General features: G+C 27.2%; 21 protein-coding genes. 11 read left to right on the top strand and 10 right to left on the bottom strand.

Translation table 4 applies throughout. The annotated features are described in order from the left end of the window. The 4 genes from Q349_RS01250 to Q349_RS01265 form a co-directional block, all read right to left on the bottom strand. On the bottom strand, positions 1–2040 hold the full coding sequence (locus Q349_RS01250; RefSeq protein ID WP_036464114.1) for an OppA family ABC transporter substrate-binding lipoprotein: 2040 nt from the start codon (positions 2038–2040) through the stop codon (positions 1–3). A gap of 3 nt (positions 2041–2043) precedes the next feature. Next, positions 2044–3114 (bottom strand): ABC transporter permease subunit, encoded by a 1071-nt coding sequence (locus tag Q349_RS01255; protein ID WP_036464118.1) that lies wholly within the window; start codon positions 3112–3114, stop codon positions 2044–2046. Next, positions 3107–3808, bottom strand: coding sequence for an ABC transporter permease subunit (locus Q349_RS01260; RefSeq protein WP_156932512.1), 702 nt, complete (start codon positions 3806–3808; stop codon positions 3107–3109). The genes Q349_RS01255 and Q349_RS01260 overlap by 8 nt, the downstream gene beginning before the upstream one ends. 279 nt (positions 3809–4087) lie before the next feature. Then, positions 4088–4354, bottom strand: a complete 267-nt coding sequence (locus Q349_RS01265; RefSeq protein ID WP_036464131.1) for an HPr family phosphocarrier protein — start codon at positions 4352–4354, stop codon at positions 4088–4090. Between the two features lie 203 nt (positions 4355–4557). Between Q349_RS01265 and secG the strand changes: the two genes are divergently transcribed. The 8 genes from secG to Q349_RS01300 all read left to right on the top strand — a co-directional run bounded on the left by secG (position 4558) and on the right by Q349_RS01300 (position 11436). Further along, the gene (gene secG, locus Q349_RS01270) at positions 4558–4794 is read left to right on the top strand and encodes a preprotein translocase subunit SecG (protein WP_036464133.1); all 237 of its coding nucleotides are present in this window, start codon (positions 4558–4560) and stop codon (positions 4792–4794) included. Between the two features lies 1 nt (position 4795). Further along, positions 4796–7006: a ribonuclease R gene (rnr, locus tag Q349_RS01275; RefSeq protein WP_036464137.1), complete on the top strand. Its 2211-nt coding sequence runs from the start codon at positions 4796–4798 to the stop codon at positions 7004–7006. Then, positions 6963–7766, top strand: a complete 804-nt coding sequence (locus Q349_RS01280) for a tRNA1(Val) (adenine(37)-N6)-methyltransferase (RefSeq protein WP_051616728.1) — start codon at positions 6963–6965, stop codon at positions 7764–7766. Before rnr ends, Q349_RS01280 begins: the two co-directional genes overlap by 44 nt. Before the next feature lie 11 nt (positions 7767–7777). Continuing rightward, a complete protein-coding gene (gene metG, locus Q349_RS01285) occupies positions 7778–9328 on the top strand; it encodes a methionine--tRNA ligase (protein WP_036464140.1) in 1551 nt (516 codons plus the stop codon). A 260-nt stretch (positions 9329–9588) separates the two neighbouring features. Further along, a complete protein-coding gene (locus Q349_RS01290; RefSeq protein WP_036464142.1) occupies positions 9589–9846 on the top strand; it encodes a hypothetical protein in 258 nt (85 codons plus the stop codon). A 125-nt stretch (positions 9847–9971) separates the two neighbouring features. Next, positions 9972–10640, top strand: a complete 669-nt coding sequence (locus Q349_RS01295) for a hypothetical protein (RefSeq protein ID WP_036464145.1) — start codon at positions 9972–9974, stop codon at positions 10638–10640. Then, on the top strand, positions 10631–10780 hold the full coding sequence (locus tag Q349_RS03370; RefSeq protein ID WP_156932513.1) for a hypothetical protein: 150 nt from the start codon (positions 10631–10633) through the stop codon (positions 10778–10780). The genes Q349_RS01295 and Q349_RS03370 overlap by 10 nt, the downstream gene beginning before the upstream one ends. A 203-nt stretch (positions 10781–10983) precedes the next feature. After that, positions 10984–11436: a hypothetical protein gene (locus Q349_RS01300; protein WP_156932514.1), complete on the top strand. Its 453-nt coding sequence runs from the start codon at positions 10984–10986 to the stop codon at positions 11434–11436. Between the two features lie 656 nt (positions 11437–12092). On the opposite strand, the gene pyk is transcribed toward Q349_RS01300, so the two are convergent. From pyk to Q349_RS01330, 6 genes are all read right to left on the bottom strand, one after another. Then, positions 12093–13523: a pyruvate kinase gene (gene pyk, locus Q349_RS01305; protein WP_036464150.1), complete on the bottom strand. Its 1431-nt coding sequence runs from the start codon at positions 13521–13523 to the stop codon at positions 12093–12095. Between the two features lie 147 nt (positions 13524–13670). After that, complete coding sequence (locus tag Q349_RS01310; protein WP_036464152.1) at positions 13671–14915, bottom strand: MAG1430 family protein; 1245 nt, start codon at positions 14913–14915, stop codon at positions 13671–13673. Then, positions 14908–15498, bottom strand: coding sequence for a ribosome biogenesis GTP-binding protein YihA/YsxC (yihA, locus tag Q349_RS01315; protein WP_036464155.1), 591 nt, complete (start codon positions 15496–15498; stop codon positions 14908–14910). The genes Q349_RS01310 and yihA overlap by 8 nt, the downstream gene beginning before the upstream one ends. Then, positions 15491–15925 (bottom strand): pantetheine-phosphate adenylyltransferase, encoded by a 435-nt coding sequence (coaD, locus tag Q349_RS01320; protein WP_036464160.1) that lies wholly within the window; start codon positions 15923–15925, stop codon positions 15491–15493. Before coaD ends, yihA begins: the two co-directional genes overlap by 8 nt. Next, the gene (locus Q349_RS01325; protein WP_036464163.1) at positions 15915–17102 is read right to left on the bottom strand and encodes an acetate/propionate family kinase; all 1188 of its coding nucleotides are present in this window, start codon (positions 17100–17102) and stop codon (positions 15915–15917) included. Before Q349_RS01325 ends, coaD begins: the two co-directional genes overlap by 11 nt. Beyond that, entirely contained in the window at positions 17102–18061 is a 960-nt protein-coding gene (locus Q349_RS01330; RefSeq protein ID WP_036464166.1) for a phosphate acetyltransferase, read from the bottom strand. The genes Q349_RS01325 and Q349_RS01330 overlap by 1 nt, the downstream gene beginning before the upstream one ends. A 281-nt stretch (positions 18062–18342) precedes the next feature. Between Q349_RS01330 and Q349_RS01335 the strand changes: the two genes are divergently transcribed. The 3 genes from Q349_RS01335 (at position 18343) to Q349_RS01345 (ending at position 22543) form a co-directional block, all read left to right on the top strand. Next, positions 18343–18624 carry a putative quinol monooxygenase gene (locus Q349_RS01335; protein ID WP_036464170.1) on the top strand — a complete coding sequence of 94 codons (282 nt, stop codon included), beginning with the start codon at positions 18343–18345 and terminating at the stop codon, positions 18622–18624. A gap of 183 nt (positions 18625–18807) precedes the next feature. Beyond that, complete coding sequence (locus Q349_RS01340) at positions 18808–21126, top strand: P68 family surface lipoprotein (protein ID WP_036464173.1); 2319 nt, start codon at positions 18808–18810, stop codon at positions 21124–21126. 73 nt (positions 21127–21199) lie between these two features. Next, on the top strand, positions 21200–22543 hold the full coding sequence (locus tag Q349_RS01345) for a hypothetical protein (protein WP_036464176.1): 1344 nt from the start codon (positions 21200–21202) through the stop codon (positions 22541–22543). The last annotated feature ends 15 nt before the right edge of the window (positions 22544–22558 follow it).

Raw genomic sequence — 22558 nt, forward strand, 5'->3', positions numbered from 1 at the left:
TTAGTAAGTAATGTCTTCAAAACTAACAATACCACTTCGGTTGGTTGGGTATTCATAGTATTTCTGAATCATTTTTTTGTCTAAGCTTTTATATTGATCATAATTTAAAACCGAAATAGGAAGGGGAATTAAATTATCTAATTCGTTCAGCAAGATAATTTGCTCATAGAGGTTTTTTTCATTAATAAAAGACAATACATTTTCTAAATTTAATTCTTTTAAAGAATTCAAAACCGGATAATTTTCATTTAGATATTGATTGGATAAATAAGGAATAATTTCTGAGGTGGCTCATAATGTTTTTATATAAGTGCTAATTGAATTATCTTCATAGTTAAGTTTATTTAAACTATAAATTCAATTATATTGCCCCATTTCTTCTTTAGACACATTTTGAGTGGTTACATCAAAATGATTAATTTCATTTAAAACAGCTGCATAATTTTGTAGAATTTCTTTTTGTTTGCTTGTAAAAGTATTCAAAATAGGTAATACAAAAGTAATTTTCTCGTTCTTGTTGTATTTATGTTCTCTTCAATATTGATTGATAATTTCATTTATTTGCTCAATTAATTTGTTAAAGAATGGATGTTTTAATTGATTAGAAAAATCAAGCAATTTAGTATTTTTAAAGTAATTGATTTTTAAATCTTCATAGAAAATATTTTGATATCCTTGCTTATTGGAAAATATTTCACGGGTAGCTCAATTATAAGCATTGTCTAGTGTTGTAAAATCACTATCTTCGTTTAAATTGTTTTTTATTTGTAAATTAGGGAGAGCTAAAGAATTTCAAAAGTAAGGATATCCTTGCGAATTCATGATGCTAAATTTAGAATATAAACGTGAAATTAGTCACTTTAATTTATATGAGTATTGTGAATTAAAAAAAAGATTTTCAAAGACTTTATTGAATTTTGATTTTTTGTTAGGTTCTAAATTTATGGTATATAGTCATTCTTGATTAGAAGATAAAGAATTTTGGTTTAAAATTTCACGAACTCCATATTGGCTAGATCTTTGTAAAATGTCACTTTTTTGCGAAGTATTAAAAGTATTGAAATTTGCTTCTGAAATTAGGTTTTGCCGATATGAGCGTAATTGTTGAACTCTAAAGGTTTCTTCATCTAGGGGGGTAGGATTATATAAGATTTCAATTTTATTTAAGTTATTTTTGCTACTATTGAAAATATTGTCTGCTGATTTGGTATTTTTAATTAACTCAATTTTGTTAATTTGATTTACTTTAGGAATATAGTAACCAAGATAGAAATCGTTTTTATAGTTAATCTCTTTTTGGGTTGAAATAGGAGTTGGATTAAATAACAAGTTCTCAATCATTTGATTAACAATAAAATCCCCAGCTAAATGTTTTGGGTTTTCTATTATTAAAGTAGTGTTGTTAGCTTTTAGTTTTACACCATATTGTTGTTCGAAAAGATTAGCAATCTCTAGTGTTATGGTTTTTAAAAGATCGTTTGCTTGTAACTTATGTTCAGTATCTTTGCCTGTATAATCCTGATAAAATAGATCTTTAAGTTTAATTTCGATTTTTTGTGCTTTATTGAGATTTTCAATAAATTGAGCATTGTTAATAGAATTAATTTTCTGTGAAAGAGCTGGTAAAACATAATTTTTTTGATTTAGCTTGAGATCGTATTTTTGTTCAAGGTCATAATCATCATTTGAATAAGTTAACTCGGTGTTATTATCAAAATAAACCTTAATATATTCAGCAAGATACAATCGTCAAAATTCAAAGCTAGGACGTGAAACTAATGAATTTACTTTATCAATTATTAAGTTTTGGGTTGCATGTTTTTTGAAAATTGTGGCAAATAGACTTTTTTCAATTTGAGTAGTGACTTTTTTATTTTCGTGTAAGTTTAAAGAACCATTTGAATAAGGATTAGCCAAATTAAAAGATTTAACATAATGATTTGCCGGTTTAATTTGGCTAGGACGGGTACAAGAAAAAGCAACTAATGAGCTAGTTGTTATGCCCGAAAAAAGAAAAAACATTTTCTGTCAACGTTTCATAAGCTACCTTAAAATATATCATTTAGCAAGGTTAAATGATAGTAATTTTGTCGTTGCGACAAAGCCAATTGAAGAAATTAATGTTAATGTAAATAAAGGCCAGTTGTTTTGATTATCAATAATTTGTTTATATAAGTTCCCGATGTTAATTTGAGTTGTAATTTCGGCGATATTAAAAAACGAAAGTGAAGCTAATGATAAAAATCCTAGGGTAATTTGCTCAGAGAGCAAAGGTAAATTGGCAAGCAAAATTTCTTTCAGGATTTTATGCATAATTTTAAGCGTACTAAGTCCAGTTATTTTATATGCGTTAACGTAATCTAGTGTCACCAACTGAGACGTTTGCCCATAACTTGCGTAAAATATTGGAAAAAATCCCACGAGACTCAATACTAAAATAGCTTTTAAAAAAGAATATCCAATGAGGTTAAAAATTATAATGTTAATTAATAAAAAAGGAATTGTAACTATTATGCTAATTAATCAATAGCTAAATTTAGGGATATTACGCTGAAAATAAAATCCTAAAAAAACTCCGGCGTAGCTTCCAAGAATTAATTGAATAAAGGAAGAGAGAACAACAATAATGATTGAAATTAAAAAAGAATAACTAAAAATAGCTAGATTATCAACTCCATTAAAGTTGGTTCCTAGAAGAAAATAAGCGTGAAAGTCGGGGTTAATTTGGCGTAATAATTCATATGGATTATAAGTAATAATGAAATTAGATTGATAATTAATATAGTTAATAATATGAAATGAACTTGTTCTGTCTAAATAAAATAGATAATCTGTAAAAGGAGATTTGTCAAATGTTTTAGTAATAATAGGTGCATAATATGGAGGAAGATCTTGAACTAACTCAGAGTTTAATACCGGTTTTGTAGCAGAAAAAGGGTTAAATATAGATAAACATACAATTAAAAGCAAGAAAATAATTAAAGAGATTATTAAAAATTTATTTGTTTTTTTCTTTCAAAAATTTTTTCAAAATCTATGTTTATATTTTATTGACTCAATCACAATATTTTTTGGTATTTTTGGATTCTTTACAAATGAAAATTGATTATCCATTTTTTCTCCTTTTGAAAAACATTGTCTTGATATTTCATTTAAACTTTTGTTGATTAATGAGATATTGTGGATTGAGTCATATTAAAAAAGTTTCTATAAGAATTTGAATAATAACTACCGAAATCACTAGGGAAAAAATAAAATATAAAACTAAATATGTTTCTTTTTCTCTAAATGCATTAAGCAAAATAATACTTTGTCCAGGTATGCTAAAAACTCTTTCGATAATTAAACTAAATGATAAAACAAATGAATATAAAATGGTTATACTGTGTAAAAACTTAATTAAAGAATTTGCAAAGACATATTTTCAATAAATTATTCATGTATTCATACCCTTTACTTTAGCTAATTTAATGTATTGCATTCCTAAAATAGTTGATGTAGCATTTTTAACTTGAATTGTGAAATAAGATCCACAGACTAAGCAAATTAAAGCAATAGGAATAATTAAACTATTTAAAGTGGCTCCAATATTAGTATATTCTCAATCAATAAAAAGAGTTGGTCAATTAATGTATTCAGAAAAAACTAAAAGCAAAGGAGCTATAACAAAAACTGGAATAGAAGATGAAGCATATAAGAATAAATTGACAAAAGTATTCCAAAAGTAATTTTTAATATAACCAAGTAAAGATCCAATTATAAAACCTAAAATAATGCATATTACAAAACTTGGAAAAATTACTAGCATACTTTTAGAAAAATAAAAGTTATAAAAAGACGCTACATTTGCAAAGTTTTCTTGATTGTTATTTTGTATTATTTTACCGAATTTAAAGGTAAAAAGGCCCCCTATGAACCTGATATATTCGACAAATATATTACTGTTTGGTGAAATAATAAATGACAAAATAAAAAAGAACAAGGTCAACACTAAAAAAAGAGCAATTACTCCAATTCCTATTTTTTTTAGTATAGCCAAGCTCTTTTGCATTTTTTCTCCATAAAAAAATCGCTTTAAAAAAGCGATTTATTCAGCAATTTGTTCTTTTGCAAGTACTTCTTTAATCGCTTCAAGAGCTGCTTCTTCATCAGCTCCATCGCACTTAAACACAACTTCTGTTCCAGTTTTAACACCAAGTGCCATAACATTCATAATTGATTTTAAGTTTGCTTCTTTTCCGTTTGCAACAAGTTTAATGTTTGATTGGAATTTAGTTGCAACAGAAACAAGATTTGAAGCTGGACGTGCGTGTAATCCGATTGGATCGATAATTTTTACTGCAAGTTCTTTCATAAAAAACCTCCTAATTATTAATTTAAAATTAAAAACTAATTCAATTCAATTCAATTTTGATTGAATAGTAAGTTTATTATACCACTTTTAATAACTTTTTTAGAGGTTGATCAAATATCAGAGAAGCGGCTCTTATTTATTTGATTTTAACCAAGAAAGCTAAAAAAATGGTATTATTTAATAAATTAAATAAGGGGTATAAAATGACGTGAGTTACAATCATTTTAATTGTTATTTCATTTGGAATCATAGTAGTTTCGTTTTTGATGTCGCCAGATTCAAACGGGTTCTCTGGTGCTTTGGTAGGTTCTGGTGATTTAGAACTTTTCAAAGTTTCAAAAGAAAGAGGAGTTAAAAAGATTTTAAAATATTCAATGTTTATATTTGGAGTAATTTTATTTATTTGCGCAATTTTAATGCGCTTTTTAATCAAAGGATAATATGAGTATTGAAGAAATTTTAAAATTTATCTCCAAATCCAAAGGAAAAAGTTTTTTAGAAATAGCCCGTTATTTTAGAATTAAACCAAAAGATAATTCAGAACTTAATCGTCTTTTAGGTGTTTTGCAAAGAGATCATAAAATCGTTCGTAACGAAAAAGATTTATATTATGTTCCTGTTTTTGTCGAAAAAGTGGTAGGAACTTTTAGTTTAGCTACAAAAGGAAGTTTTGGTTTTGTTGACTATGATATTGATGAAGTTGCTAAAACTAAAAAAAGTATTTTTGTTAAATCTTTTAATTTTAATGGTGCCATTACAAATGACGTTGTTGAAGTTAGTGTCTTTGAAAATCCAAATTTAGAAAATAAGGAAAACAATAAATACGGAATTATCAACAGAATCATTGAACGTGGAAATGAAACAATTATTGGTTTTATTAAACATAAAAATTCTAGTTCATATTTTGTTCCGGTTGATAAGCGCTTTAAAAATGGAGCATGAACACTGATTCCTTCAAATGTCAAAACTAAATTAAACGATTTAGTTGTGGCCAAAATATTACGTTATGAAGGAAAAAATGTTTTTGTTACTGTTGACAAAGTCATTACTAATGAAGCCGATCCTATGGTCTTTGTTAAATCTTTTTTGGAGCAAATTAAGGCACCAAGCGGCTTTCCAGAATACTTAAATGAAGAAATTAATAAAATTCCTGATTCAATTGATTTAGAAGATAAAAGTAATCGAAGAGATCTAAGAGAAGAAATGATTGTTACTATTGATGGTGATGATACGAAAGATTTTGACGATGCAATTAATGTTAAAAAGTTACCTAATGGAAACTTTAAATTAGGCGTTTACATTGCTGATGTATCTCATTATGTTCAAGAAGATACTTTAATTGATAAAGAGGCATTAGCGCGTGGAACTTCAATTTATCTTGTTGATCGGGTTATTCCTATGTTGCCGGAAAAACTTTCTAATGGTATTTGTTCACTAAACCCCGATGAAGATCGCTTTGTCTTGGCTTGTGAGATAGAAATTGATAGCAACGGAAATAATGTTTCTATTGATATTTTTGAAGGAATTATTAAAAGTAAATTCAGATTGACTTACAAAAATGTTAATAAATACTATCAAGAAGGATTTATTGATGCCTCAATGCATCCGGAACTCTTAGGAGATTTAACTAAAATGCTAAATGATGCCAAAGAGTTAAGTTTAATTCTTCATAATTTCAAACGTGAACAAGGTTATGTGGACTTTGAAATTGATGAACCTAAAATTAAGTTAGATCAACAAGGTAATGTAGCGGATATTATTATTAACAAGCGTGGATTTAGTGAGGTTCTAATTGAGGATTTCATGGTTAGAGCAAATGAAGTTGTTGCTGAGACTCTTTATAAAAACAAATTGCCGGTACTTTATCGGGTACATGATTTACCAGATGAAGAGAAACTTCAAAATTTAGAAAATTCATTTGATGTTGTAAATTTGCCTTTACCTAATTTCAAGTCCTACAATATTACTCCGAAAAATTTTGCTCAATATGTTGAAGAAATCAAGAAACTTAGAGATGATGACTTTGTCAAATTGCTATTTTTAAGAACTATGCAAAAAGCTAAATACTCAGATACAAACATCAAACACTTTGGTTTAGCAAGCGATTACTATTGTCACTTTACAAGTCCCATTAGAAGATATCCAGATTTAATTATTCACCGAATTATTAGAAATTTTCTCATTAATAAAGAGATGGATAAACTTGAAAAGTTTAAATTATCACTTGAAGCAATAGGTGAAGCTAATTCAAATAGTGAGCAAAAGGCTGTGCAAATTGAAAGAGAAGTTAATGACTTGAAATTTGCTGAATATTTCAAAAATAAAATCGGACAAAGTTATAAAGCCCAAATTTTAAGTGTATTAGCTTTTGGTTTTTTTGTTGAATTTGAATTTAAAGCAAGTGGGTTGGTGCACAAGACCAACCTATTTGACGGTGATTTCGAACTTAATGAAAACTCAACTAAATTAATTTCTAAAAATAAAGTTTATACCATTGGAGATACAGTGGATGTTACAATCGTAGGAGTTGATCTAGTTGATGGTAAAGTTGATTGTGTTTTAACTGACCAATATGATAAATATTTACAAAAATTAAAAGCGGATTCTCATGGAAACAATCGAAACAAAACTGAAAGAAATAAAAAGAAATAGAAATATTGTTGCCAACTCGCTAGGTTTTGATGCTGGATTAACGGTCTATCAAGACAAAGACATGTTTAACTATTCAGTTGATACAATCATGCTTGGGAATTTTATTTATTTAAATAAAAAAATTAAAAAAGCTCTTGAAGTTGGAACAAATAACGGAGCCTTATCGATTTTTGTAGCAGCTAGAAGTGAACAATTAAAAATTGATGCAGTAGAAATTCAAGCTAAAGCTGCCGAATTAGCTGAAATTAATGTTAAATTAAATCATATGGAAAATCAGATTAATGTAATTAATTTAGATTTTAAAGACTTTGCTTATGAACATGCTAAGCAAGCTAAACCTAAGTATCAAATTATTTTCTGCAATCCTCCGTTTTATCATTTTGATAAAACTAAAATTAGAAAAAATATCTCTAAAGAAAAGCTTATTGCTACACATGAGATTGAGTTAACTTTAGAAGATTTAATTTATGGGTGCTCTAAAATTATTGAACAAAAAGGTTTTTTATCATTAGTGCTACCAATTGAAAGAGCAATTGATACTTATGAAATTTTGCGAAAATATAAATTTGAACCAAAGCGTGTTCAACATATTTTTACTCGCTCAAATGAAAAACCAAAATTTGCGCTAATTGAGGCAAGATATCAAACCGGATGAGGGCAACATTACTTGCCTAACCTTTATTTACATGATAAAAACAATAAAACTGACCATGATTATTTACCAGAAATTAAAGCACTCTATAAACCAATTAAAGTATAAAAAGGAGCACTATGAAAAAACACTTTCTTATTACAACGCCAATTTATTATGCTAGTGGGAATTTACATATTGGTCACCTTTATACCACTACTTTAGCTTGAGTTATTGGAAATTATAAAAAGATTAGAGGTTATGAAGTTAACTTCCTTACAGGAAGCGATGAACATGGTTCTAAAATTGCTCAAAAAGCAAGTGAAGCCGGCCTTTCTCCACAAGAGTTTGTAGATCAATTGGATAAAAAATATAAACAAATGTGAGTGGATTTTGGAATTGATTATGACTTATATTCAAGAACAACAAATCCTGAACATATCAAAAGAGCCCAACACATTTTTAGTTATTTTTTAGAAAAAGGTTTTATTTATAAAGGTGAATATCAAGGTCTTTATTCTGTTAGTGATGAAGAATTTCTAACTGAAACTCAAGCCATTAAAAAAGATAATCAGTATTTTCATCCCACAAGTGGACATAAATTAGAATGAGTATCAGAAGAAAGTTACTTTTTTAAAATGTCAACTTTTCAAGATTGGTTATTAGAATATATGGACAAACATCCGGATTGAGTTGCTCCTGAAAAGATTAAAAATGAAATTAAAAATAATTTTTTATTTAAAGGTCTTGAAGATTTATCATTATCAAGAACAAACGTTAAATGAGGAATTGAAATTTTAGAAAATCCTAACCATACTCTTTATGTTTGGCTTGATGCTTTATGCAACTATATTACAGCTTTAGGTTATGATGTTTTTGAGGAAAAGCAAAGCTCTCCTTTTGTTAATTTTTGAGAAAAAGGTGAGGTTGTTCATCTTTTAGGAAAGGAAATCACAAGATTTCACGTTATATATTGACCAATTTTCTTAAAAGCTTTAGGTCTTAAACAACCAACTAAAATTCAATCGCACGGTTGAATTGTTACTCCAACAGGAAAAATGTCCAAATCTAAAAATAATGTTGTAGATCCTTATGAATTGCTTAGCAAATACGATAAGGAAATGATTAAGTATTTTTTTGCTAGTCAAATTTCGCTTGGAGAAGATGGTGTTTTTGAAGAACAAAGATTTATTGATGTTATTAATGCCGACTTAGTTAATAATTTTGGGAACTTAGTTTCAAGAACCCTTAAAATGTATTCTAATTCATTTACTAGAGCGTTAAAATACGAATTTTCAATTGAAATAGAAGATCAAAATATTGATAATATGATTATTAATTCTGTTAAGGAATATACAGAACATTTTGATTCATTTGCTCCTGATAAAGCTTTTAAAGTCGCTATTCATTTATCAAGTGAATTAAACAAATATATAGATAATACTAAACCATGAACTCTTAAGGATAATCTTCAAAGATTAGAACAAATTTTAGTTAGATTACTCAATGGAATTTATGCCGTAAATACTTTTTTATCGCCTGTATTGGCTTCAAAATCAAAAGAAGTAATTAAAGCATTAGGAAAAGATTCAATAGATTTTGAAGAAATATTGAATTTTGAAAAATTTAACAATACAACCCCATCGGAGTCATTTATTTTATTTGAAAGAATTAAAAATACAAAGATATAATCAATCTTTGTATTTTTTTCTTTTATCTTTATAAAGCAGAAATTTTTTTATTTTTTTATAATAAGTATTATAATTATATTTACTAAATTTACTTTTTAAATTCTTAAAACGAAAAGTTATTTAACTTTTCATTTTTCTTGTTTCCATTTTTTTGATTTAAAAATAAAATTATTTAATATAATTCTTTCGGGTTATATGATTTTTCATATAACCCCAAAATTTAGTTTTAAAAATTTAAAAAGTAAATTTAAGGACATTAAATGTTAATTAACAGCCTATTGTTAAATGAAAAAGAAATCAAAATTCAAAACTTAGAAATTAAACAAGAACTAACAAAAGAATTTCTAGACTCTACGGAACAGTTACTAGGAAGCTTTGGTCCTGGAACTCAAAAAGGAGATCTAGGATTCATTAAAGAACTTAGCAAAAAAGTAGGACAATTATTTAATGAAAAAATTTTTCCTTTATTTATTAACTTTGCTTCAAATTTATATCTTGATGATATTTCTCTTATTTAAGCTAATCTTTGAAATATTCATTATTGATCAAAAAATGAACTAAAAGATGCTATTTCTAGATGAAGTAAGAATAAACTTGAAAAACAAAGAGAAATCTATTCTCAATATATTTATTCAGGATATTAATGTTATTTTTTAAAAATAAAACCAAAAGTATTATTTTTATTTCAATTTTAATATTACTATTCATTATTTCAGTTTATTCGCTTACTAATCTTTCTTTAAAAATTTATAATAATGGAAGTCCAATTGAAATTATAGAAACTCTATTGTTAATTATTACTTCACTTTTAATTGTTTCAGTACCATTTATAATTTTTCAACAAATTACATTTTTATATTTTTTATTTTTATATTCTAAAGAAAAAATAATTAATTATAAATTATGAAAAAAGCTTGAAATAGCATATTTTTTAAATAAAAAAGAATTAAATGTTTTCAAAGAAAATAAATTTACAAATTATCAATTTGCTAATTATTTTTTAGAAAAATTATTAGAAAAACAAAAAGGAAGAACTATTTTAAAGTTAATCCTTTTAATTATTGTTTCAATTCTTTTAATTTTATTAATAATGAGTGTTCTCAATAGTCTTGAAAAACCTCAATATCACATAGCCTGATATATTGTCTTTTTGATAATATTTTCTATTTTATTGCTTTGTTCAATATGAAGTATTCTTAAATATAGTTTTCTTCTTTCTTTTAGAAAATATAAAAACTATTCAGATGCTCAAAAAGACAAAAAAATTAAAACCATTTTGTTTGTTACATTTAATTTTAAAAAATGAAAATAGATTATGAATTAGTTAAACAAATTCAAAAAGAATCAAGCTTAATTTTGCATGGAAGTTATTCATATCCTTTATATTTTAAAAATTATCAGTTAGAATCAAATGATATTGATTTTATTTCTAATTCAGAAAAAATGATTTAGATTTATCCAAATCATTTAAAACAAAATTTATATTATCTGATAATTACATCCAAAAAGGAATAATTAATGATAAGCATGTAGAAATCTTTTACACTACATTTATTTCTCGTTCTTTAATTAAAGATATTAATGCGGTCAAAGTTCCTATAATAGAGTGGGAATTTGTTTCAAAATTAATGCAATTTGTAAAAGTTTACAGCTTCATGAAAAAACAGGAAAATAACAATCAAGAAAAACTTTTAAGAATAATTAGTCAATTAAACTTTTTTGTAAAAGATTGAAAAATAAAACAACTTCTTTTTAATAAAAGAAAATTTCAAAAAATATTAATTCTTGTACTTATCAATTCATCTTTTCTCTGATTTTTTCTCAATGAGAAAAACCGCATTTTCAATATTAATTTAGAAATTTATTTTGAATTAATAGAAATATTAAAGAAACAAAAATCTTCTATTTTAATAAGACATTTTTTGAAAATATTTTTTAAGGATCCTCTTATAAAAGAAATAAACGGGCGAATTATTTCATTTTTAAATTTTTCTGATTCAATAGTAGAAAGATATTATAAATATACTCAAAATATTTTAGATTTTTCTAATGTTTATTGAAAATTTAATTCTCAAGAAGAACTTAAGAAATTTTTAGGAAATTCTTAAATAGATTCAAAATATGATTTCATACTAAATTTTTTCTCAGAAATTAAAAATCCATCACCTTTAGAAATTAATTATAAATTAATTTTTTTAAATGAAATTTTAAAGAATTAGATATTTTTAAATAAACTTTTAATTTAATTTAAATAAAATGTACTTTTATGTACATTTTTTTCATACAATAAATTTATTGTTGACCTTTTAAAATTAAAATAAAAGAATCTATTTTCATTAAGTTTAATTTGATTTTTAAATTAATTATCCCTAATTTATGTTTAGATATAATTTTTATAGTCATTTATTTTTATTGAATATAACTTTAATTTTAAAGAAAATATAAAATATAAAACAATTAATAAAATACACTTAAAATAAAAAGGTTTATTCTAAGAAAGTAAGCTTGAATTAAATTAGTCAAGCAATTGAACAATTTGAAGAAGACTTTAATTTTTAAGGAATAGTTTTTAGAATTATTTTTCTGCAAATGCTATGCATTAAAAGTGAATAAAAAAAGTTAAAAGATTGGGAATTTTATGCTTTGGCAAGGATAATTATTTTGTTCTTTTTATTTATTAAAATATAAGAAAAGCGAAAATATAAAACACCAAATAAATTGGTGTTTTATATTTTCTTTTATAAATGTAATTTTTTAGAAGAAATTATTCAAAAGTGTGTTCAGTAATTTTGGTGTTTTCTACAACTAAGAATTTGTCACCTTTTTGTACTGAATAAGGAACTAATGCTTCAGATGCGTTTTGGTGATCTTCTTTTACTTTTGAATAAAGTGATGAAGAATCAAGCGAAACAAAAACACCTGAATAAATTCCGAATCCATTAATTAATTTTTGATTTTCTAAAAGTCCAATAACAGTTGCATTAGGTCTAAATTTAGCAATTTGTTTAATTAATTGACCAGTTTTTGAAAGAACAACTATAAATTTATATTTTCCTTCTTTAGATCTACTTGCTACTGAATAAGAAATCAAGTTTCTAATATCATTAACATCTGCATTTTTAATGTTTTTTTCAAGTTGTAAATCATAATATTGTCTTGAATAGAATTCTTTTTCGGCTTTTTTAGAAATTGCAGTCATAGTTTTTACGGCTTCAAGTGGGAATGAACCGTTAGCACTTTCTCCTGAAAGCATAGTTGAATCAGCCCCTAATTCTACAGCATAGTAAACATCAGTTACTTCAGCACGTGTAGGGTGAGGTGCATTTTCCATTGAGTCAAGCATTTGAGTAGCAACAATAACTGGTTTACCTACTTCACGACATTTTCTAACAATTCTTTTTTGGTAGTATGGAACATCGTAAAATGGAATTTCAAGTCCTAAATCCCCACGAGCAACCATAATTCCATCAGATGCTTCAATGATTTCGTCAATGTTTGAAACACCTAAGTGAGATTCAATTTTTGAAATAATTTGAATGTGCGATCCGCCGTTGTTATCAAGTAATTCTCTAAGTTCTTTAACATTTCTTGCTGAGTTAACAAATGATGCAGCAACATAGTTAATTCCTTCTTTAATTCCAAATAAAACGTCGTTAATGTCTTTTTCAGCTAAGAAAGGTAAGCTAAAATCAACCCCTGGTAAATTAATTCTCTTATTAGTTTTTAATTTATGTGTGTTTTCAGCTTTAACTTTTACATAACCTTGTCCAACTTCTTCAACAACTGTTGAAAGTTTTCCATCATCTAAAAGGACTTGGTTTCCAACCACAAGGTCTTGTGACATGTCATATGCAACTGAAACTTCTGTTTCTGTTCCTTCAAGGTTTTGGTATTTTTCAGGTGTAGTTCAAATTGTTACTACTGTTCCGGCTTTAATTACTTGAGCACCGTCTTTCATTTTTCCTAAACGAATTTCAGGCCCTTTTGTATCAAGCATAATTGACACAGGTACATTTAAATCTTTTGATACTTGCTTTGCAATATCAAATTTGTTTTTTTGCTCAGCATAATCACCGTGTGAGAAATTAGCTCTAATGGTTGTAACTCCATTTTCAACTAATTTACGAAGCATTTCGTAGTTGTCGCTTGATGGTCCAATAGTGGCAACTAACTTAGTTCTTTTTTGAATATTCATTATTGACTCCTTAGTTATAATGGTAACTTAATCATTTTGATTTATTAAATTTTACCAATTAATCATTTTTAAATTTTTGAATTTTCAAAAAAACTTATCAAGAAAAGAAAAAAATTACATATTTCTTCAAAAGAAAAAAAGATAAGGTTAATTATCTTTTTTGAGTTTGTCTTTTTTTATTGCTATTGTTCCGGTATAAACACGTTTATTGTTTGAATCGGTAATAAAGTAAAAGAATTTATATTTATCATCTTCTGTTGTAATTTTGTCACTAAATTTAACTTGATATCCATCTTGCACACCATTTAACTTAAGAACCGTGAACATTTGTGTTATAGAATCATAAGATTTTTTAATATCTTCTAAATTTAGATCGCTAAGTTCTTTTTCTTTTGCAACTAGTTCAAGGTTTTTAATTCATGTTGTTTTAATTTTAAAGTATTCCTCAAGCGAAACACTTAATTGATATGTCTTTAATAATGTTTCTGATGTATTTATTAATTTTGTATCGCTTAATTTATCGATATCAAAAGAAGCAGCATTAACAACAGGATTAAGGTATGTGATGGTTTTGATTTCTTTTTTGTCTTTGTCAAATTCTAAAATAGTATTTTCTCAGTTAACTGCCGCTGATTTAGATGTGGTAAATTCCAAGATGCTTTTAGCAATCTGAATTTTTTCTTCATCAGAACCTGCTTTATATGACTTAACAAGATCGTCAAAAGATGGGTATGTTTCTAAAGCGCTAAAGTTTAAGTTAATATGATCATCGATGCTCATATTTTTTTGGTATTGGCTAAAATCGAATTTTTTAAAACCACTAATTTCATACACTTCATCAAATTGAACTTTGTAGCTTGGATTGTTTTGTTTAGGGATGAATTTAATTCTTAAGAATAATTTACCTTCTAAATCATTAGCGTAAGAGCTAAAAATTAAATTATATCCGGGAATAAAATAATTTAGAGCTACACCTTTGTTGCTTAATAATGCAAAATCACGGTCTTTAAAACTATTTTGATCAATTTTAGATTTTCTTGTGGATGAACCAAAGAGCAATTGTTCTTTTCAATATGACTCTGAAATAACAGGACTTAAAATTCTATTTTCGGTAGCGTATTCACTAGCTAGGGTAAGTGGTAGCTTTTGATTAAATTTATCAGTAATTCTAAATATTAATTGATTAGGAGTAAAGGATTCACCATCATTAAGTAATGCATTTTGTTTTAAATCTTCTTTGTTATATTTTAATGTCTGGTTATTTAAAGAATTTTGCTTCTGAATAATTCCGTAAGAAAAACCTCCAATGGCTCCAATTCCAGCAATTATTCCTAGCGCAGCAAGAGATATTTTTGTTTTATATGATCATGATCAATTCTTTTTATTACTCATTCGTTTCTTCTCCTTGTAATACAATACTAATAAAATCTATTAAATCATTTATACCACTTTTAGTTTCGCTAGAAACAAAATAAGTATTAGTTAATTCAAATTGTTTTTTAAAAACTTTATGGCTTTTTAATAACATATTTTTATCTTTTTGTTTTAGTTTATCCATTTTTGTATATACAAGTGAAAAGGGTATGTTATTAATGTTTAAAAAAGTTAAAATTTGCTCATCAATTTTGGTGATTCCATGGCGAGCGTCAATTAGTAAAAACAAATTCTTTAATTGTGAACGGTTTAATAAATATTCTTCAATCATTAGCATCATTTGCTCTTTTTGCGCTTGCGAAATCTTGGCATAACCATATCCTGGAAGATCAACAAGAACCGCATTGTGTTCGTTTTGAAAAAAATTAATTAATTGCGTTCTACCGGGAGTTTTAGAAGTTCTAGCTAATTTGGAATTATTTGTAATAGCATTAATCAAACTACTTTTACCAACATTTGAGCGACCTCAAAAAGCAACTTCTGTTCCAATATTTTCGTATCAATTATTTTTGTTAGTTGAAGATTTAACGAATTTAAACATTTTGCTTTAATTTTTTCATATGGCGTATTAAGGTTGACGAATAATTGATACTTCGATAATTTGGCATGATTAAAATAGTCTCCAAGTTTTTATTAATTTTCTTATTTCCTGCAGCTAATTCGATTTCATAGTTAAAATCGGTAATATTTCGTGCGCTTCGAATTAAAAAATTTGCCTTTAATTCTTTTGCTAACTCTCCTGTTAACTTATTAGGATTACTAATTACAATAATATTGGGAAGATTTTTAAGTTGCTCTTTTGCAAAGTTTAAACGAGTCTCTAAATTACTTTGTTCAATTTTATCAGGGTTATTAGTTACTACTAGATAAATTAAATCAAATAATTTTAGGGCTTTTTTTAATATTTGAATATGTCCTTTATGTAGCGGATCAAATGAACCGGGATAAATAGCTATTTTACTTTTCATATAATTTTAAAGCATCTTGAGCGATTAAAAGCTCTTCATTAGTTCTAATTACATATACAGGAATTTCACTATCTGGTGTTGAAATTAACTGATATTCTCCAATTTTACCTTCATTTATAGTTTTGTCTAATTTAATTTTTCTAAAGAATAATTTTGAAAGAACTTTTTCACGTGTTTCAGATCCGTTTTCTCCAATTCCTGCCGTAAATACTAATGCGTCAATTTTTCCTCCAAGTTTATTAAAATACATTGATGCATAATCGGCTATTTTTTGAGCAAAAAGTTCCATAGCAAAAGCGGCATCTTCATTTCCGTTTTGAGCAGCGGCAACTACATCACGCATGTCAGAAGAAACAGTTGAAACACCTAAAAGCCCGCTTTCTTTATTTAAAATATTTGTAAATTCACTAATTGTCATACCACTTTGTTTAGTAATAAATTCATGAATTGAAGGGTCGATATCTCCCGAACGTGTTCCCATCATAATTCCAGCAAGAGGAGTTAATCCCATTGAGGTATCAAAAGATTGAGAATTTTTTACAGCACAAAGAGAACCTCCGTTTCCAATGTGCATATTAATAAATGTTACTTTTTCTTTGTTAAGGATTTCTTGAAGTTTAAGAGTAATGAAACGGTGGCTGATTCCGTGAGCTCCATAACGTTTAATTTTATATTGCTCTGTTAATTTTTTTGGAATTGCATAAGTTGAGTTTACTTTATCAATTGTTGTGTGGAATGCTGTATCAAAATTAGCGCTTAATTTAGCGTGAGGGAACACAGTTTTAAATCCATTCATTGCTTGAACGGCACCTGGATTGTGTAATGGTGCATACATTGAACACTTATCAATAATTTGGATTGCTTTTTCATCAATTTTTGATGATTTTGTAAAGTAATCACCTCCTTGAACAACTCTAAAACCAATATATTCAACTTCAGATTTATCATGAATTAGGTTAATTTCTTGCATTAATTTATAAACTTCTTCAACTGCAACTTGATGGTTGGGCATTATTGCATTTTTTTCATGCTTTTGATCGGTTTTTATTGTGATTTTTCCGTCATTTAGACCAATTCTTTCTGCTAAACCTGTTGCAATTACTTGAAGAGTGTCTTTTTCAAAAAGACTCATCTTAATTGAACTGCTTCCAGCATTAATTACTAAAATTTTATTCATTATTTATCTCCTAAACTTTGTAATACTGTAATAAGGACTGTATTAACCAAATCGTTAATTGTTGATCCTCTTGAGAGGTCATTAACTGGTTTTTTTGTACCTACAACCACAGGTCCTATTGCACCATATCCGGCAAATCTTTGAACAAGTTTGTATCCGATATTTCCTGCATTTAAATCAGGAAATATTAAAACGTTAGCAGGCTCATTGAATCCCTGGTCTTTATACTTAGATTTTCTAATATCCATATCAATAGCTGCATCAAGTTGAATTTCCCCGATAGCTTTATTAAAGTTTGTTTTATCGTTAAATAAATCAGTTGCTTCTTTTACTAGTTCTGATTCAGGTGTTTTAGCTGAAAAACTAGTTGAAAAAGATAAAAAAGCAACCTTAGAATCTAGTCCGATTTGTTCAGCAAATCTTTGGGCATTAATTCCAATTTCAGCTAATTGTTCTGCATTTGGCTTGACATTTACTGAAATATCTGAAAAGACAAAATTTGAATCATCTTTGTGCATTATCATTGCCGATGAAATAGTTTTAATACCTTGTGCTGGCCCAATAACTTTAAAGGCGGCCCTTAAAATATCAGCTGTAGGATAAAGCAGACCACCAACAACTCCATCTACTAATCCTTGATCTAGCATCATCATTGCTCAAACCGGACGAGTCTTTAGAGCCTGGTAAGCTTGCTCAAGAGTTTCTTTTCCTTTTCTTAATTCAACGTATCTTGTAGCGTATTGGTCCAAAAGATCGTTTTGTTCATTGATATTAATAAAGTTGATTCCTTCAACTTTTTCTTGAGGTTTTTCAATTAATAAAAACAATTCTAAATTATTAAATTCCTTCAATAATTGAGCAGCCTTCACTGTTCTTTGGTCATCTCCATCAATTAAAACAATTTTTTTAATACCGCTAATTGTTTTAATTTTTTCTTTTAGAGAATGTTCAAAATTCATAATCACTCCTTAGATTATTTTCAAGTAATAAATAAATTTTATTATTTTCTTTATCTTTTGTAAAATCTTTGTCTATTTTGTGGGAATTATGAAAATTAAAGCGTTATTTTTTAATTTAATACATGTTGTAATACTTATTTTATTTTTATTGATTTAATATATTTTTATTTATGATTCGTATTTCATATTTTCTATTAATGTATTTTATTTTTTTATCTTTTTTTGGTTTCAAATTTGATATTATTAGCACAGATGTTGGATTTATTAAGTGAGGAGTGATTATGATCTTTGCTAAAGCAACCCTTTATGTAGTTAATGAAGAAAAACTCAAAGGGTTTATTGACTACCTTTATGTTCTAACAAAGAAAACACGTATGCTCAGTAATAATTTATCATTTGAGTATGGTTTTGTTAACAAAAATGTAGTCTTAATAGAACGTTGAACTTCACAAAAAGATTACTTAAGTCACATTAGGACTGATGAGTTTTCAAAAGAGCTTTCAACCCTTGAAAAGATGTCAAAGCACATCAATATTTTGTATATCACACAAACTTTATCATAGTAGTTAGCTTTTGCTAACTTTTTTAGTATTTTCTAATATGAAAAGATTTCCACATCTTACCATCAATTACAAGATTAATGGTATAATTATTTAGCTTATTTAGAACAATTCATAGTAAGTCAAAAAAGAGCTAATTACTATAGGATTCAACTTTAAAATTTTAAGGGAGTTAAACTTATTATCATGAATTCAAAAATTAAAAAATTACTCATTACAACTGCAAGCCTTACCACATTAGGTTTATCAGCGTTTGCTGCTTCTTGTGGTAATACAACATCTACAAATACAAAAAGAGTGAATTACGGTCCTAAACTTGATATTTCGAATTTGTCAAGTGAAGAAAGAGAGCGTGTTGTAAATTCTACAACAGGTGCTAATCCAGGGGCAAATGGATCATTTTCTACAGTTGAAGCAAGCGAAATAGTTATTGGTACAACTTTTAGTGGAACTGGTGTTCAAGCAAAAGCAATTGATGCTATTATTGCTAAATATAATGAGTTAGTGAAAAAAAATGACCCACAAGTTATAGGTTCTACCGAAGGTGTTGCTAAACCAATAAAACACCTAAACATGGGTTCTGGTTATGCTGCAGGTACTGGTAAATTATCTAGTGATTTACAAGCGGGAATTACTAAAGATTTTTATAACTTGGTTATTAATTATGCGCCAGCAGCATCTATATTAGCTGAAAAGAACATGTTGTTAAGTTTCAACGACACATTTTCTAATTTTAATACAGATATTAACATAATTGATGAAAAATTCGTTTCTACAAACACAAATTCACAATATTTAAAAAGACCTTCAACATATATTTTCCCATTAGCAAAAAGTTCAAATGTTTTATCTATTAACGCTCCTGTGCTTTCTTACATTATTAAAGAAATGAAAGCAGCTGGTGCAAAGGTAAATGATGATGTTAAAGACTTAGTTGATAAATTAGACAAAGAAGGTGCATCTGACCAAGACGAAGTTAAAAAAATTTGAGGGTCAAGAGATACCAGTGTTAATTTAAATGATTATGAAATTAAAGCTTCAATATTTGAAAATTATGTTGAACTATTAGATTTTGCTCAAAAGGCACAATCACTTTTAACTAATGCAAAGAATTCTGGAAGAACTGGAGACTTACATGTTTTTGGTGTTGATGATGTTGCGGGTCTTTTCACACAAGCTTTATATGCTAGCTTAAATGCAGATGAAAGCAAAATGATCCCATCTATTTCAAAAGATGCAAAAGGTGATATTACCATTAATTATGGTGGATACTCAAATTCTGTTGATACAGAAGGTAAAAATGCAGCAAAAAGAATTTATGACAAACTTCAAGAAACAGTCAAAACAGGTTCTGTCAGAATTTTTGGAGGAGGAGAATACTCTTCAACTGGACAAGTAGCGCATAAAATTGCTTTCTCAATAGGTTCTAGTGCTGGGTATACGCATAATTTCGTAGAACAAAGAAAAATTAGAAATGCCTTTACTCATGCGGATTACCAAGAAATTAAAGATGACTTAGCAGATGGTAAATATGCTACAAGCATGTTAAGACTATCTAAAGCAGATGGTAATGATAGTACTGTAGCATTTATTGGTTTAGATGATAGAAAAAACAAAATTCACAAACCAGGAACAGATGCTAAAGAAATAGGACAATATGACAAGTTATTCTTGGATGAACAATCAGTTAAAGATTACAATGAATTAACAAAGGAATTTACTGAAGAAGACTTTAGTAAGGCTATAGCAATTACAATTCTTGTTGCTGACAAAGATAAAAGAGAAGCGTTAATTAAGAAAGCAAAAGAAGAAAAAATTTATGCTGGATTAGTTGTAAAAACAAAAGAGGATGAAACACCAGGAGTATTTTTAATTATTAAAAATGCTTTAACAATTGAGAAAAAAGACGATAAAGATGTTGCTAAAGAAAATCTTTCAGCCATTGAAGAAGTATTGAAAAAATTAGGTTATAAATATGAAAAAAGAAGTGCAACAAACACACTTCAAGAAAACGAATTAATTGGTAGAAACACACCTCTTAAATGAGAAGCAAAAAATACCTACAAAGTTGCTTATGGTCAAGGGCCATCATTAATTGGTGTTAAAAATAACTCAGTAGATGACAAAGCAACTAAATTATTTGTAAAATGATTATTTTCTAATAATAAATATAAATTTAAAGAAAAAGGTAGAAACGATCAATGAGTTGAAACCGAAAAAGAATATACTCCAATTGAATACTTTGATGAAAAAGCCTCATATATTACACCTATTAAAGGATTCCAAAATAGTAAATTAAATTTTGGAAAAAATAAATATTTAGATATTGTTCAAGAATTATTTGACAAATTATCAACAGATAAAGATTTTAAAGTTTATGAAGATGCAGGTTCTGTAACAGCTGATAAATTTAGAACTACCCTTTCTATAAGTGTTGGTGGTCTTCAAACACAACCAGATACAGATTTTGCAATCTTTACTAAGAAATTCTCACAATACAAATAAAACTTAATGACATAAATTAATATAATTTGCTATTAAAAGTAGCAAATTATATTTATATATTGGAGCAATTAACATGAAAAAAAGATATAGCAAAATCATTAAAGCTGCTTTTATTTCTTCACCTATTGTAGCAAGTTCTATATTAGCAATTAGTTGTACATCATCTAATAGTGATACAGAATTTAAATCAAACTCAGGAAATTTTAAAAATGAATTACTTTCTATAGGAGATTTCTACGCTATTGAACCAGTTACTTTGTTCAATCTATATGAAAAATTTAAACCAGAATTAAATTCAAAAGTAACAAAAGATCTTAAGGTCACATTAAGTGATGAGTTGTTACCAAAAAAGGAAGATATCACTGGATATCCAGAAAAAATTAATGTAAAAATTGATGGTGATAACTTTGAGTTGCGTGTATCTCAAACTTCTAGTTATTTAGAGTTAGGAGAATATGGTCAATGATTTAGTTATGATCAAAAGGAAAAAGCCGAGGAGAAATATAAAGAGATTGAAAATGTAAAAGAGATTCCTTTTGGTGTTTCTGTATCATATTCACTTTTTTATAATAATAAAAAAATTGAAGGTGATAGTCTAACCTTTACTAAAACATTTAAAACTCAAATGCCAGAAACCCTTGGTCAAGCAATTGATGAAGTTAAGCCTAATCCAGAAGAATTTGTTTCAACAAATATTGATTGATCAAATGTTAATTATGTTGAAGCAAAAGTTGTAAGTGTATCTGATGGTGATACTTTCCGTATTGTAGTCACTGAAGGAAAGTGAAACGATAAAATTCCTGTTGGCACTGAATATACTGTTAGATTAAACTCAATTGATACACCAGAAAAAGCTGTTGGTAAGGCACCAGATACTAAGTTTGCATCTCCTTTTGAACATTCATTTGCTTTAATGTCAACAACTTTTGCGGAAAGACTTTGAAATATAAATGGACAAGTTAAAAATGGGTTAAACAAAAATTATGCTAACAAAGTTAGAGTTCTAACCGATGTTGTGGAAAGTTACGGAAGAATAGTAACTGATGTATTTTTTGGGCCTAACTTTGAATACTCTTATTCAAATGAAATTGTTAGAGCAGGTTATACATACCCATATGAAACCGATAAAAATAATTGACAACTTGGATTGGAATCAATTAAGAGTGATAAAAGCGAACCTATTGCATTTGAATTATTGTATAAACAAAAAGTTTATCCATTAATTTGAAATAGTTTCAATCAAGCAATTAAAGAAAAAAGAGGTTTTTTCAAATTCTTTGATAACCCAATTGTGGGTTCAAGAAATATTTATCTAATTAAACCAAACACTAGCTGAGATATTTTTTGAAAAGATACAGATCCAACAAAAGCCGTAAAAGTTAGTGATGTTAAAAATGTAGATAAAGTTAGTGCATAAATTTAAATTAAGAAA

Origin of the sequence: Mycoplasmopsis sturni DSM 22021, assembly GCF_000701485.1 — a bacterium.
In the GTDB taxonomy this organism is placed as follows: domain Bacteria; phylum Bacillota_I; class Bacilli_A; order Mycoplasmatales; family Metamycoplasmataceae; genus Mycoplasmopsis; species Mycoplasmopsis sturni.